General features: G+C 63.5%; 11 protein-coding genes. 1 reads left to right on the top strand and 10 read right to left on the bottom strand.

Going from position 1 to position 13,951, the window contains the following annotated elements:
• Positions 1-7: 7 nt before the first annotated feature.
• Complete coding sequence (locus MHZ91_RS11040) at positions 8-2,158, bottom strand: type VI secretion system Vgr family protein (protein WP_239213591.1); 2,151 nt, start codon at positions 2,156-2,158, stop codon at positions 8-10.
• 268 nt (positions 2,159-2,426) lie between these two features.
• Positions 2,427-4,793 (bottom strand): phosphoenolpyruvate synthase, encoded by a 2,367-nt coding sequence (gene ppsA, locus MHZ91_RS11035; RefSeq protein WP_175121919.1) that lies wholly within the window; start codon positions 4,791-4,793, stop codon positions 2,427-2,429.
• Between the two features lie 215 nt (positions 4,794-5,008).
• Between ppsA and MHZ91_RS11030 the strand changes: the two genes are divergently transcribed.
• Positions 5,009-5,836, top strand: a complete 828-nt coding sequence (locus MHZ91_RS11030; protein WP_175121920.1) for a pyruvate, water dikinase regulatory protein — start codon at positions 5,009-5,011, stop codon at positions 5,834-5,836.
• Between the two features lie 63 nt (positions 5,837-5,899).
• Here MHZ91_RS11030 and MHZ91_RS11025 read toward each other — a convergent pair whose 3' ends face one another.
• The 8 genes from MHZ91_RS11025 to bamA form a co-directional block, all read right to left on the bottom strand.
• The gene (locus tag MHZ91_RS11025) at positions 5,900-6,688 is read right to left on the bottom strand and encodes an RNA methyltransferase (RefSeq protein WP_239213590.1); all 789 of its coding nucleotides are present in this window, start codon (positions 6,686-6,688) and stop codon (positions 5,900-5,902) included.
• Positions 6,685-7,293 carry a ribonuclease HII gene (gene rnhB, locus MHZ91_RS11020; RefSeq protein ID WP_239213588.1) on the bottom strand — a complete coding sequence of 203 codons (609 nt, stop codon included), beginning with the start codon at positions 7,291-7,293 and terminating at the stop codon, positions 6,685-6,687. Before rnhB ends, MHZ91_RS11025 begins: the two co-directional genes overlap by 4 nt.
• Complete coding sequence (gene lpxB / locus MHZ91_RS11015) at positions 7,280-8,476, bottom strand: lipid-A-disaccharide synthase (protein WP_175121923.1); 1,197 nt, start codon at positions 8,474-8,476, stop codon at positions 7,280-7,282. Before lpxB ends, rnhB begins: the two co-directional genes overlap by 14 nt.
• Positions 8,473-9,267, bottom strand: a complete 795-nt coding sequence (gene lpxA, locus MHZ91_RS11010) for an acyl-ACP--UDP-N-acetylglucosamine O-acyltransferase (protein WP_175121924.1) — start codon at positions 9,265-9,267, stop codon at positions 8,473-8,475. The genes lpxB and lpxA overlap by 4 nt, the downstream gene beginning before the upstream one ends.
• The gene (gene fabZ, locus MHZ91_RS11005) at positions 9,268-9,723 is read right to left on the bottom strand and encodes a 3-hydroxyacyl-ACP dehydratase FabZ (protein ID WP_006385190.1); all 456 of its coding nucleotides are present in this window, start codon (positions 9,721-9,723) and stop codon (positions 9,268-9,270) included. It lies immediately after the preceding gene.
• Between the two features lie 67 nt (positions 9,724-9,790).
• Positions 9,791-10,888 (bottom strand): UDP-3-O-(3-hydroxymyristoyl)glucosamine N-acyltransferase, encoded by a 1,098-nt coding sequence (gene lpxD / locus MHZ91_RS11000; RefSeq protein WP_175139166.1) that lies wholly within the window; start codon positions 10,886-10,888, stop codon positions 9,791-9,793.
• Between the two features lie 18 nt (positions 10,889-10,906).
• Positions 10,907-11,467 carry an OmpH family outer membrane protein gene (locus MHZ91_RS10995; protein WP_175121926.1) on the bottom strand — a complete coding sequence of 187 codons (561 nt, stop codon included), beginning with the start codon at positions 11,465-11,467 and terminating at the stop codon, positions 10,907-10,909.
• A 109-nt stretch (positions 11,468-11,576) separates the two neighbouring features.
• Positions 11,577-13,913, bottom strand: a complete 2,337-nt coding sequence (gene bamA / locus MHZ91_RS10990; RefSeq protein WP_175121927.1) for an outer membrane protein assembly factor BamA — start codon at positions 13,911-13,913, stop codon at positions 11,577-11,579.
• Positions 13,914-13,951 lie beyond the last annotated feature (38 nt).

The raw sequence follows: 13,951 nt of genomic DNA, 5'->3' as shown, positions 1-13,951 counted from the left end.
GTGTGGCCTATCCACCGAACCGCACGATGCTGCGGCCTTCTGCGATGGCTTTCAGCAGGCATCCCACACAAACGGGTTCGCCGGGCTCCGGCGTGCCGTTGACGGAGATCGAGTTCGTGCCGCCACCGGGCTTTTGATTCATCGGACCCTCGATCAGAATGGCGACCCCATCAAGCGTGATACCTGACGCGTCGATTCGGATGGTTCCCCCCGGCCCCTTGATAGTCAGGCTCTCTGCCGCTTGGCTCTCAAAAACCTTCGTGCGCTGCCGGATCGCCTGCCCCGCCTGCAGTTCCGAGTGCCCCTCGACCGTATGCTCCTGGTGTCCGCCTATACTCACCCAATGATTCGCTGCGGTCTTGTCGCGGCGGTGGTTGCCCACTTCCTCGGTGCTGTCCTTGGCGGTGTGGATGATGTGATTGCGCCCCACGGTCAAACAGTCATCGCGCCCTATGTCATGCCGCCGGTCCTGGCCGATGTTGACCTGTTCGTCGTTGCCCACCGTCTCCATGCGGTCGTGGCCGATGATGATGGCTTCATCGTTCTCGACCTGCTCGCTGCGGTCATGGCCCACAAACGTCGACTCGTCGTTGTTGACGTGGATGTTCTGGTCCTTCTGCGCATGGACGTAGATTTCTTCCTGGTCCTTCTCATCTTCAAAACGCAGTTCGTTGTACCCCTCGCCCTTGTGGGTCTTGCTCTTGATCGTCATCCGCGTCTTATGTCGCGGCAGTTCGTAGGGCGGCAATTGCAGGCGGTTGTAGGCGCGGCCGGTGATCACAGGCTGGTCCGGATCCCCATCGAAGTAAGAGACGATGACCTCCTGCCCAATGCGCGGGATGGCCATGTGACCCCAGGTCGCGCCGGCGATGTCCTGCGAAACGCGGATCCAGCAGGAGCTGCGTTCGTCCTCCTTGCCGAGCCGATCCCACGGGAACTGGACCTTCACCCGGCCGTACTCATCGGTATAGATCTCTTCATTGGGCGGGCCGACCACCATGGCGTTCTGCGGGCCATCGATGCGGGGCCTGGGTAGCGGTTCTGCCCGCCACTCGGCGTCGTCCGGGACCAGTTCGGCTTCGTAGCTGTAGTGCGTACCCATCTGGGCTTGTGCACTTTCCTCGGCCTGACTCGTGTGTTGGATGCCCCGGTGGACAATGCGCACCGGACGCCAGCCGCGGTTCAGGTCTTCGCGCGGATGATCGGCGAGGGTGAATGAAATGCCTGGCTGGAGCCGCGGGTCATCGCCTTCAACGAAGGCGACGCGCGAATCGCGGCGATGGCCGCGCAGACGGTTCTCGGCGAAGGGCTTGCCGGCTTCGTCGAACTTGGCCCGAGCGGGATAGTCGTAGCGCTCGTAACGGCGGCCTTGATGGTCCAGATCTCGGCCATCGCGGCTGTGCTGGTGGGTGTAGCGCGGATGGTGAAAGGTGTAGTGGCGCTGGGTCTGGCGCGCGGTGCGCACGTTCTCGGTGTACGAGAAGCGGCGCAGAGCTGGCCGCGGCTGGTCGCCGCCGGGCGTGGGGTTGTACTGAACCGGTTCATCACCGACGCGGCCATGGATGAACAGGCGGTCGCTGTGGATCAGCTTATGGCCCTCGGCGGTATGGCGGAAGGAGTAGAAAAAGCCTTCCTCGCGCATGATGCGCTCGACGAAGTGATAGTCGGTGTCGCCGGCCTGAACGCAGTATTCGCGCGCCTGGTGTGCGGTGGTGCTGCGCTGCTCGTAATCCTGGTTGAGGCCATGCGCCTTGAGCGCCGCCTCAGCGATCTGCGGGACGCTTTGCGACTGGAAGATGCGCCAGTCGGAACTTAGCTTCAGACGCGCGAGGCGCGGCTCGACGATGGCGGAATAGCGCGTGCGCCGAAAGGCCGTGTCGCCCTGGACGAACGACGAGACCGCGCCGTGCACGTAGCGCACGGGCTTGGAGCCGTGCCAGATCGTAAGCAACGCGGCGCGGTCCAGCACCACGCCGAAATCGATGGCGCAATTGGCGCTGGCCAGGTCCACTTCCAGCAGGAAGGTCTCGGACAACCCTTCCTGCAGCGTGAATTCGACGACTTCAAATGACTCGTCGCCAATGGTGAAAGTGAACCGCAGATCGGATTGAATAGGAATGACGTGCTCCCGCAGCGACAGACCTTTCGCACTTGCCATGAGCGCGCAGTCCGCCTATGGAAACGCGTCCGCTCCAAATGAAGAGTTTCGCAATGGACGCGAATGGAATACGGGGTCCATTACGTCACACGATCCAATCTGTGGATATCAGAAGACTCTTACTTTGATCGGGGGCATCTGAAGAGAGCATTCGTCGCCGAGGCTCGACGAGCACTTTTCCATTAGCGCGGCTGCGCCCTATTCCCACGCCGTATAAAAAAAGCCCCGCGTCCCATAAGGACGCGGGGCTTTCCCTTCAACCGGCCAATCAGTTCTTGGCCAGACGCTGCCACGTATCGACAACGGTGTCCGGATTCAGCGACATCGACAGGATGCCTTCGTCCTTCAGCCACTGCGCGAAGTCCGGATGGTCGCTGGGGCCTTGGCCGCAGATACCCACGTACTTCTTGGCGGCCAGGCAAGCCTTGATTGCACGGCGCAGCATGAACTTGACAGCTTCGTCGCGCTCGTCGAAGTCGGCGGCCAAGAGTTCCATGCCCGAGTCGCGGTCCAAGCCCAGCGTGAGCTGGGTCATGTCGTTCGAGCCGATGGAGAAGCCATCGAAGTACTGCAGGAATTCGTCGGCCAAAATGGCGTTGGACGGAACCTCGCACATCATGATCAGCTTCAGGCCGTTTTCGCCGCGCGCCAGGCCGTGCTTGGCGAGCAGGTTCACGACCTTCTCGGCCTGACCCAGCGTGCGCACGAACGGCACCATGATTTCGACGTTCGTCAGGCCCATTTCATCGCGCACCTTCTTGAGCGCTTCGCATTCCATGCGGAAGCACTCGGCGAAGTCTTCGGCGATGTAGCGCGACGCGCCGCGGAAGCCCAGCATGGGGTTCTCTTCCTCGGGCTCGTAGCGCGAGCCGCCAACCAGCTTGCGGTATTCGTTGGACTTGAAGTCCGACATGCGCACGATGACCGGCTTGGGGTAGAAGGCGGCGGCGATGGTCGCCACGCCTTCAGCCATCTTCTCGACGAAGAAAGCGCGCGGGCTGGCATGGCCGCGGGCGGCCGATTCCACGGCCTTCTTCAGCTCGCCGTCCACGTTCGGGTAGTCCAGGACCGCCTTCGGGTGGATGCCGATGTTGTTGTTGATGATGAATTCCAGGCGAGCCAGGCCGACGCCGCCGTTCGGAATCTGGGCGAAGTCGAACGCCAGTTGGGGGTTGCCCACGTTCATCATGATCTTCAGATCGATGGCGGGCATGTCGCCGCGGCGCACTTCCTCGACCTCGGTTTCGATCAGGCCGTCATAGATGCGGCCTTCGTCGCCTTCGGCGCACGACACGGTCACGGCCTGGCCTTCCTTGAGCAGGTCGGTCGCGTTGCCGCAGCCCACCACCGCCGGAATGCCCAGCTCACGCGCGATGATCGCGGCGTGGCACGTGCGGCCGCCGCGGTTCGTCACGATGGCCGAGGCGCGCTTCATCACGGGCTCCCAGTTGGGATCCGTCATGTCGGTGACCAGGACGTCGCCCGGCTGGACCTTGTCCATGTCGGAGATGTCGCCCACCACGCGCACCGGACCCGAACCGATCTTCTGGCCGATGGCACGGCCGGTGATCAGGACCTGGCCGGTCGCCTTCAGGCGGTAGCGCTGCTGCACGTCATTGACGCCCTGCTGCGACTTCACGGTTTCCGGACGCGCCTGCAGGATGTAGATCTTGCCGTCGATGCCGTCGCGGCCCCACTCGATGTCCATCGGACGCTGGTAGTGCTTTTCGATGATGACGGCGTAGCGGGCCAGTTCGTTGACCTCGTCGTCGGTCAGCGAGTAGCGGTTGCGCTCGGACACCGGCACATCCACCGTGCGCACGGCACGACCTTCGGGGCGCTCGGGATCGAATTCCATCTTGATCAGCTTGGAGCCGATACGGCGACCGACGATGGGATAGTGGCCCTGTTCCAGCGTGGGCTTGAAGACGTAGAACTCGTCGGGGTTGACGGCGCCCTGCACGACGGTTTCGCCCAGACCATACGAGGACGTGATGAACACGACGTCCTGGAAGCCCGATTCGGTGTCGATGGTGAACATGACGCCGGCGCTGCCCTTGTCGGAACGCACCATGCGCTGGATGCCGGCCGACAAGGCGACGTCGGCGTGGGCGTAGCCCTTGTGCACGCGATAGGAAATGGCCCGGTCGTTGTACAGCGACGCGAACACGTGGCGAATCTTGTCCAGCACGTCATCGATGCCCACGACGTTCAGGAAGGTTTCCTGCTGGCCGGCGAACGAGGCGTCGGGCAGGTCTTCCGCCGTGGCGGAGGAGCGCACGGCAAACGAGCCCTTGCCGTCAGCATCGAGCTTGGCAAAGGCTTCGCGGATCTGCGATTCGAACTCGGGCGAGAACGGCGCGTCGACGATCCATTGGCGAATCTGCGCGCCGGCGGTGGCCAGCTCGCGCACGTCTTCGGGATTCAGCGTGGTCAGGCGTTCGGCGATCCGCTTGTCCAGGCCGGAGGCCTTCAGGAAATCGCGGAAGGCGTCAGCGGTCGTGGCAAAGCCGCCCGGCACGCGGACACCCGCGCCAGACAGCTGGCTGATCATTTCGCCAAGAGATGCGTTCTTGCCTCCTACCGAGTCCACGTCCGTCATGCGGAGCTGCTCGAACAAAACAACATACGACATTGAAGTCACCTTTTACAATGGAATGAAAGCGAGTTTGGTCAATGGCTGAATCGTGCTGTTTTTGATGCCGGAAAAACCGCGTTTTCCGGCCTTCACAGAACCGATTTCAGACGCTGACCAAACTGGCCTTGGACCGCCCTTGGGGTGACTTATAGGGGCCTGATTGTACTCGGTGGAGTACGTCCGGCCATCTGCCTGGTTGGAATTTTTTACACATGACATCTACCCCTATCGTACGCACGGTATACATCGTTTCCGACAGTACCGGCATCACCGCGGAAACGTTCAGCCAGTCCGTGCTTTCGCAGTTCGAAGAGGTCAATTTCAAGCCCATCCGGCTGCCCTTCGTGGACACGCTGGAAAAGGCTGCGGAAGTCGCCATGCGGATCGACCGGAGCGCCCAGGACGCGGGCGTCCCGCCCATCGTTTTCAGCACCCTGGTCAACCCGGAAATCCTGGCCCGCGTTCGACAGGCGAACGGAATTTTCCTGGATCTGTTCGGAACGTTCGTCAGCCATATCGAGCAGGCGCTGGGGTTGAAGTCCAGCCATTCCATCGGCCGGTCGCATATGCAGGCCAACTCGGAAAAATACCGGAACCGGATCGACGCCATCAACTTCAGCCTGGCGCATGACGACGGTCAGTTCGTGAACCAGCTCGATCAGGCCGACGTGATCCTGGTCGGGGTCTCGCGGTGCGGCAAGACGCCCACCAGCCTGTATCTGGCCATGCAGTACGCCATCAAGGCCGCCAACTTCCCGTTGACGCCGGACGACTTCGAACGCGGCACCCTGCCCTCCACCATTGCGCCGCACCGCGCCAAGCTGTTCGGCCTGTCGATCCAGCCGGAACGCCTGGCGGAAGTCCGCAACGAACGCCGCCCCAACAGCCGCTACGCCCAACTGGAACAATGCCGCTACGAAGTGGCGGAAGCCGAACGCATGATGCGTCGCGAGGGCATTTCCTGGCTGTCCAGCACCACAAAGTCGATCGAAGAGATCGCCACCACGGTGCTGCAGGAGGTTGGACTGGATCGGGGATAAGGCGGAGGGGCTGGCCGAAGCCAGCCCTTCAGTGGGGCGAATGGCGGCGCGCCTTGCGCCGGCTCAGCGGCGAAGGCGCGCGCTGCTCTGCCGGCGCTGCTCGAACAGGCAGATCGCCGCGGCGGCGCCGACGTTCAGCGACTCCACGGCCGCAGCGTCGTGCGGAATGCGCACCTTCAGGCTGGCGGCCGCCAGCAGCGCCGGCGCCACGCCCTGGCCTTCGTGGCCAAAAATCCATGCGCACTGTTCAGGCAGGCGGTCCGCGAAAAGATCGCGCGAGCCGTCCAGGGCGGTCGCCACCAGCGGCACGCGCAGGCGGGGCAGCAGAGCCTCCAGGTCGGCGTGCTCGTGGATCTCGAGGGCAAAGTGCGCGCCTTGGCCACTGCGCAGCACCTTGGGCGACCACGCCGCCGCCGTCCCTGTTGCCAGGAACACGCGCTTGATGCCCGCTGCGGCGGACGTGCGCAACAGCGTACCCACGTTGCCGGGATCCTGGATACGGTCAAACAGGACGCAGGTTTCATCGACCTGCGCAGGCAGCGCCGGAACGGGCGGCGTGACCAGGAAGGCAACGCCCTGCCCGCTTTCCACCGCGGCCACGGCGTGCATCAGCCGCGCGTCCAGCGCGAGGCTGACGTTGTCCGGCACGGCCGCGGCAAGCACGGCGATATCGGGCTGGGACAGGCGGTCCACGTCGAAGATCGCCCGATCCGGCGGGCCGTAATGTTGCAGCCAGGCCTGGCACAGATGGACGCCGTCGAGCAGCACGGGTGCGCCGCGCTTGCCGGCCGTGCCGGCCAGCTTGACCAGCGCCTTGACCGCCGGGTTGTCCCGGGAAATGATGTGCTTCATGAAACCAGGCCGAAAGCCTTGATGGGAGCAAAGCTGCGCCGGTGTTCGGCGCACGGGCCGTGCTCGCGCAGCCGTTGCAGATGCAGCGCCGTGCCATAGCCCTTGTGCTGATCGAACGCGTACTGCGGATACAACGTATGCAGGCGGAGCAGGTCCGCGTCGCGAGCGGTCTTGGCAAGAATGGAGGCGGCCGAGATGGCTGCTACAAGCGCGTCGCCCTTGATGACGGTTTGCACGGTGCAGCGCAGCTTGGGCGCCTGATTGCCGTCCACCAGGGCCAGTTGCGGCACGGTGGCCAAGCCCTGAACCGCGCGCTGCATGGCCAGCATGGTGGCGCGCAGGATATTCAGGCTGTCGATTTCGGCGACGGTGGCGCTGGCGATGCACCAGGCAAGTGCCTGCTCCTTGATCTGCAGCGCCAATTCCTCGCGGCGGACCGCGGTCAGCACCTTGGAATCGGCCAGACCGTCGATGAATCGTGACGGATCAAGAATGACGGCGGCCGCGTAGACCTCGCCTGCCAGCGGCCCGCGGCCGGCCTCGTCAACGCCGGCGGTCAGCAACGCAGGCTGCTCGGGCGCCACGAAAAGCTCAGGCTGCTCCATCGGCCACCTCCAGGATCGCCTGCGCGGCCAGCGCCGGCGTATCGCGCAACAGGTCTTGATGCATGGCGGTAAAGCGCGCCTCCACGCGTGCGATGAGCGCGTCGTCGGTCAACGCTTGCCAAGTCGCTTCGGCCAGTTTATCGGGCGTCGCGTCGTCCTGCAAAAGCTCAGGGACAACAAAGTCACGCAGCAGCACGTTGGGCAGACCCACCCACGGCAGGTACGGGCGCTGCTGGCCGGACTTCCAGGCCATGATGCGCCGCATCCACGGCGACAACACATAGGAAATGACCATGGGCCGCTTGAACAGCGCCGTCTCGAGCGTAGCGGTGCCGCTGGCGACGAGGACCGCCGTGGCGGCTTCCATGACGGACCAGGCCACCGGTGCCTTGCGGTCGCCGCCCTCGCCGTGCAGGTCCTGCGCGGTGACGCAGCGCAGGCCGGGCACCGGATGCTGCGCCAGGATTTCAAGGAATTCCGCCCGCCGCTGGTCATTGACCATGGGCACGATGCACTGCAAGGCCGGATCTTTCTTCAGCAGTTGCTGGGCGGCCTGCAGGAAGCGCGGCGCCAGCAGGCGGATCTCGGACGAGCGGCTGCCGGGCAGGATCGCCAGCACGCGGGCGTTCTGGTCGATACCCAGGCGTTCGCGGGCGGCGGCGCGGTCGGGCTGCATCGGCACGGCGCCGGCCAGCGGATGGCCCACGTACGTAACCGGAATGCCTTCTTTGCGGTAGATCTCTTCCTCGAACGGAAACAGCACCAGCATGTGCGATACCGATTCGCGGATCTTGTGAATGCGTTCGTAGCGCCACGCCCAGATCGAGGGCCCCACGAAATGCACCGTTGGCGTACCTGCCTGCCGCAACTGATGCTCAAGGCGCAGGTTGAAATCGGGCGCGTCGATGCCGACGAACACAGCGGGCGGCTCGGCCAGCCAGCGGCGTTTTACGTCGCGGTAGGTGGCCAGCAGGCTGGGCAGGCGCTTGAGCGCGTCCACGTAACCGAACACGGTCAGCGCGTGCATCGGGTGCCAGGCTTCAAAATCACGGGCCTGCATCTGCGGCCCGCCAATGCCTTCGCAACGCACGCCGTTGTCGCGCGCTTGCAGACCGGCAATGATGCGCCCGGCCAGCAGGTCGCCCGAAGGCTCGCCGGCCACCATGCCGATCCGGGTGCTCATGGGCGGATGATGCCGCGGGAGGCGACGTCCAGGAAGTCCAGCAGCGTCTGCAGGTGTTCCGCAGCTTCGGGGATGGCCTGCTGGCGGTCGCGCAATTCGGCGCGTGCCGCGTCCAGGGACAAGCCCCGGCGGTAGATGATCTTGTAGGCTTCGCGCAGGGCCGAAATGGAAGTGGCGGAAAAGCCGCGGCGCTTCAGGCCTTCGACGTTGACACCCACCGGACGGCACGGGTTGCCGGCAGCCAGGACGAACGGCGGCGTATCCTGCATGAGCGAGCTGTTGCCGCCCGTCATGGTGTGCGCGCCCACGCGCGAGAACTGGTGCACACCGGTCAGGCCGCCGATGATTGCCCAGTCGCCCACGTGCACGTGGCCGCCAAGCTGCACCGAGTTGGCCAGGATCGTGTGGCTGCCGATGTGGCAGTCATGGGCCACGTGAACGTAGGCCATGATCCAGTTATCGTCGCCCAACGTCGTTTCGCCGCCGTCTTGCGTGGTGCCGGTGTTCAGCGTGACGAATTCGCGGACCGTGTTGCGGTCGCCGATGGTCAGCCGGGTGGGCTCGCCCGCGTACTTCTTGTCCTGCGGCATGCCGCCGATGGAGCAGTACCGGTAGAACCGGTTGTCGCGACCGATGGTGGTCACGCCGTCGATCATGCAGTACGGGCCAATTTCGGTCCCCGCACCGACGGTCACATCGGGCCCCACCACTGCGAACGGGCCGATGACCGCGGTCGGGTCGATTTTTGCCGCCGGATCGACAACAGCGGTGGGATGGATGTTTCCTGCCATTTACTCTTCCAGGCTGCGAATCGCGCACATCAGCTTGGCCGACGCCACTTCCTGGCCATCGACGGTCGCGCGTGCTTGATACTTACAGATGCTGCGGCTCAGGCGTTCAGCTTCGACCTCAATGCGCAGCTGGTCGCCCGGAACGACGGGACGGCGGAAGCGCGCGCCATCGATGCCGACCAGGTAATACGCGGTCTTGGCGCCTTCGCACTTGAGGCCACCGTTCTCGTCCGTGAAGGAGAACAGCGCCGAGGCCTGCGCCATGGCTTCAACGATGAGCACGCCCGGCATCACCGGATGGTGAGGAAAGTGACCGTTGAAAAACGGCTCGTTGATCGAGACGTTCTTGATGGCGACGATGGACTTGCCAGGCACCATTTCCACAACACGGTCAATCAGCAGCATCGGGTAGCGATGCGGCAGCCTCTCCATGATCCCCTTGATGTCGAGTTCCATTTTTCTCTGCGTTCCTGCGAAATTAAATAAGGTGGCGGCGCGCGCGCGCCAGGGCGGCGAACGCGCCCTAGTCCTTTTCCAGCGTGCGCAAACGGCGGCGCAACTGCGCCAACTGTTGTATTACGGCGGCGTTGCGCTGCCATTCGCCATGCTCCGCGTACGGGAAGACCCCGGTATAGCGGCCAGGCTTGGAAATATTGGACGTCACAGCCGTGCCGCCCGAGATATGCACGTCGTCGCCCAGCACCAGATGACCCGAAAGCATCGCGGCGCCACCGATGGTGCAGCGCTCTCCGATGGTCGTGGAGCCTGCCACCCCGACGCACGCCGCCATCGCGGTATGCGCGCCGATGCGGCAGTTGTGGCCGATCATGATCTGGTTGTCGAGCTTCACGCCGTCAGCCAGAACGGTGTCTTCGAGTGCGCCTCGATCGACGGTGGTGTTGGCGCCGATTTCGACGTCGTCGCCAAGGGACACGCCGCCAAACTGCGGAATCTTGCCCCAGGCGCCCTTGCCCAGCGAAGGATCCGGCGCAAAGCCGAAGCCGTCGGCGCCAAGCACCGATCCGCTATGCAGGATGACCCGGGCGCCGATCTTCACACCTTCGTACAGCGTGACGTTGGCATGCAGCCGGCCGTCGGGACCGATGGACGAACCAGCGCCGATGACGCAACCCGGACCCAGCACAGTGCCGCGCCCGATGCGCACGCCAGCTTCGACGACGCAATTGGGGCCGACGCGCACACCCTCTTCGATGATGGCGTCTGGCGCGACCACGGCGGAGGGATGCGTATCTGCGGGCAAGGCGGGTCTGCGGGCAGTGTCAAACCACTGCGCGACGCGCGCGTAAAGCAGATAGGGATGCTTGCAGACGACCAATGCGAACGGCGGCCGGTCGGTGCCCTGGGCCTCAAGCGCCTCGGCGACGTCGGGAGAGACGATGACCGCCCCTGCTCCGGTTGCGCCAAGCTGGCTTTGATAGCGGGGGTTGGACAGGAAAGAGATTTCCTGAGGACCGGCCGAAGACAGGGTCCCGATGCCGCAGACCCGCATGGGGTCTGCGCCGGGAACCGCACTGATACGCCAGTCCATACCCTGGGTATTGGCGGCGCTCAACATTGCTTCGAGTGTCGGCGCGCGGGCAAGATCCAGTAAAACCGGCATGACTAGACGGGTATCGCTTTACTTGCCCAGGCTCTGAATCACCTTGTCGGTGATGTCGATGCGGGGGTTGACCGTCACTGCGTCCTGGATGATCAGGTCGTAGTTTTCCTGTTCGGCGATACGCTTGATGGCGTCATTGGCCTTGGACACGATGCCCGAGAATTCTTCGTTGCGGCGGCGGTTGAAGTCTTCCTGGAATTCGCGGCGCTTGCGCTGCAGGTCGGTGTCCAGGTTGGCCAGTTCGCGCTGGCGCTTGACGCGGTCGGATTCCGACAGGACGGGGGCGTCCTTGTCGAACTTCTCGGCTTGCGAGCGCAGGCTGTTGTTCAGGCGTTGGAGTTCGTCGTCGCGCTTCTTGAATTCGGCTTCGATCTTGCTCTGGGCAGTCTTGGCCGGACCCGATTCGCGCAGGATGCGTTCGGTATTGACGAAACCGATCTTGGTGTTTTGCGCTTGGGCGGGGATCGCGGCAGCCGAACCGAGAATGAGCGCACCCACCAGGGCAATGGAGCCGCCCAGCTTGCCACGGCGCTTCGCGCCCAGCGTCTTCGATGATTTAAGTGCGAAATCAGACATCATGAAAATCTCACCTTCCAGTAAGGCAAAGCCAAAGTGTGTATTGTGCCACTAAACAGCAAGGACGCTGGGCCGGTGGGCCCTGCCCTTGTTTTCAAGAGTAACGCCTCGCTTAGAATCCGGTCCCGATCTGGAACTGGAAGCTTTGCTTGTCGTCGCCCGGCTTGGAATTGAGCGGCCGCGCATAAGACAACTGCAGCGGACCCATCGGCGATTGCCAGGACAGGCCCACGCCCGCCGAGAAACGCCAGCCGCACGGATCTTCGACCTCGGTATTGTCCCGGCCGCCCGTGCAGGAGAGGCCGCTGCCTGCCGACACCTGACCGGCGTCGCTGAAAATGAACCAACGCAACGTGCGGTCCTTGGACGCGCCCGGGAACGGCAGGTAGAGCTGCGCGTTTGCCACGATGCGGCGCGTGCCGCCCAGGTAGTCGCCCGTCTTGACGTCGCGCGGACCCAGCGACGAGCCTTCATAGCCGCGGACGGTGCCGATACCGCCGGCATAGACGTTCTTGATGACCGGGTAATCGTTGCTGCCGTAGCTCCGGCCCCAATCAACCATGCCGTTGAGCGCCAGCGTGTACGAGCCGCCCAGCGGCACGTAGTACTGCTGCTGCGCCGTCAGCATGGTGTATTGCAGGTCGACGGTCGACAGGTCGGCCTTCAGGCGCGTGTACGAACCCTTGGTCGGCGCCAGCGCGCTGTCACGCGTGTCCTTGGACCAGCCGGCGCTGAAAATCACCGAATTGGTCGAATCGCCATACTGGTCGACGAAGTGCTCGTAGGCCGCCGGCGAGTTGTTGTACAGGTCGATCTGGTTGCGTTCGAAGTTGGCGCCCAGGAAGACGCGGTCATACTCCGAGATCGGGATACCGAAGTTCATGCCGAGGCCCATGGCCTTGACGCGGTAGTCACCGTCGTTGTTGTTCCAGGGCTCGGTCACGCGGTAGTACGCGGACGTGGTGCGGCTGATGCCGTCCTTGGTCCAGTACGGATCGGTGTGCGACAGCACCACCGCGCGGTTCGTCTTGCTGGTGTTCAGTTGCAGCGTGAGGTTGGTGCCGCTGCCGAAGACGTTGTCTTCGCTGATGCCAGCCGACAGAATCGCCTTTTCGGACGAGCCGTAGCCCACGCCCAGGTTGATCATGCCGGTGGGCTTTTCCTTCACGTCGACGTTGACGTCGACCTGGTCGGGCGAGCCCGGGACCGGATCGGTCTTGACGTTGACGTCGCTGAAGTAGCCCAGGCGGTCGACGCGGTCGCGCGAAGTCTTGATGTCGGCGGCGTCGTACCAGGCGGCTTCCTGCTGGCGCATTTCGCGGCGCACGACTTCGTCGCGGGTACGGGTGTTGCCGCCGATCTGGATGCGGCGCACATAGACGCGGCGGCTCGGATCAACGTAGAAGGTCAGGTCGGCTTCGTGCTTGGCGCGGTCGAGCTGCGGGTTCGGGTTGACGTTGGCGAACGCGTAGCCCAGTTCACCCAGGTAGTCGGTGATCGCCTTGGCGGAATCGTTGGTCTTGGCGGCCGAGAAGGTCTCGCCAGCCTTGATCTGCACCAGGTCGTTGATTTCCTTGTCCAGGCCCAGCAGGTTGCCCGCCAGCTTTACGCTGCGCACCTTGTAGGGCTCGCCTTCATGGACGGTGATCGTGATGCGGATATCCTTGCGGTCCGGCGAAATGGTGACTTGCGGCGGCTCGACCGAGAACTCAAGGTAACCCTGATCCAGGTAGAACGAGCGCAGGCGTTCGAGGTCGCCCTCGAGCTTTTCGCGCGAGTATTTGTCGGTATCCGTGTACCAGGTCAGCCAGCCTGGGGTGGTGAGCTTGAATTCGTCCAGCAGATCGCTTTCCGAGAAGGCTTTATTGCCGACGAAACGAATTTCCTGGATGCGGGCGACCGAGCCCTCGAACACATCGAAACTGACGCCGACGCGATTGCGCGGCAGCGGCGTGACGGTGGAGGTGACTTCGACGCCGTATTTGCCCTTGGACAGATACTGCTGTTTCAGTTCGTATTCAGCGCGCTCGAGCATGGAGCGGTCGAAAATGCGGCCTTCCGCAAAACCGACCTGGGCGAGCGACGTGGTGATGGCCTTGGAGTCGAACTCGCGCATGCCGTTGAAATTAACGGAGGCGATGGTCGGACGTTCCTGGACGACCACGACGACGACATTATTGTCCGTCTGGATCTGAACGTCGGTGAAAAAGCCCGTGCCATACAAGCGGCGAATGGCTTCGGTGGCTTCTTCTTCGGTGAATTTCTCGCCGACTTTGACAGGAAGATAACCAAAGACGGTGCCGGCGTCGGTTCGTTGAATACCCTCTACGCGGATATCCCGCACGACAAAGGGTTCGAAGGCGTGGGCCAAGGCCGGCAACATCAATGCGGCGGCAACGAGACCCGGCAGTACACCCTTTTTGTGTTGAAACATCCGGCGAAAAGACATCCTTGAGTATCCTCGGTCGTGCAAATGGCGGGGGATTT

The sequence above is a fragment of the Achromobacter sp. ACRQX genome (genome assembly GCF_022346505.1).
In the GTDB taxonomy this organism is placed as follows: domain Bacteria; phylum Pseudomonadota; class Gammaproteobacteria; order Burkholderiales; family Burkholderiaceae_B; genus Achromobacter; species Achromobacter animicus.
This window is presented reverse-complemented; position numbering and strand designations above follow the sequence as displayed.

Coding starts and splice junctions, on each gene's coding strand:
- MHZ91_RS11040 (WP_239213591.1), bottom strand. CDS start 2,158: ATGGCAAGTGCGAAAGGTCTGTCGCTGCGGGAGCACGTCATTCCTATT.
- ppsA (WP_175121919.1), bottom strand. CDS start 4,793: ATGTCGTATGTTGTTTTGTTCGAGCAGCTCCGCATGACGGACGTGGAC.
- MHZ91_RS11030 (WP_175121920.1), top strand. CDS start 5,009: ATGACATCTACCCCTATCGTACGCACGGTATACATCGTTTCCGACAGT.
- MHZ91_RS11025 (WP_239213590.1), bottom strand. CDS start 6,688: ATGAAGCACATCATTTCCCGGGACAACCCGGCGGTCAAGGCGCTGGTC.
- rnhB (WP_239213588.1), bottom strand. CDS start 7,293: ATGGAGCAGCCTGAGCTTTTCGTGGCGCCCGAGCAGCCTGCGTTGCTG.
- lpxB (WP_175121923.1), bottom strand. CDS start 8,476: ATGAGCACCCGGATCGGCATGGTGGCCGGCGAGCCTTCGGGCGACCTG.
- lpxA (WP_175121924.1), bottom strand. CDS start 9,267: ATGGCAGGAAACATCCATCCCACCGCTGTTGTCGATCCGGCGGCAAAA.
- fabZ (WP_006385190.1), bottom strand. CDS start 9,723: ATGGAACTCGACATCAAGGGGATCATGGAGAGGCTGCCGCATCGCTAC.
- lpxD (WP_175139166.1), bottom strand. CDS start 10,888: ATGCCGGTTTTACTGGATCTTGCCCGCGCGCCGACACTCGAAGCAATG.
- MHZ91_RS10995 (WP_175121926.1), bottom strand. CDS start 11,467: ATGATGTCTGATTTCGCACTTAAATCATCGAAGACGCTGGGCGCGAAG.
- bamA (WP_175121927.1), bottom strand. CDS start 13,913: ATGTCTTTTCGCCGGATGTTTCAACACAAAAAGGGTGTACTGCCGGGT.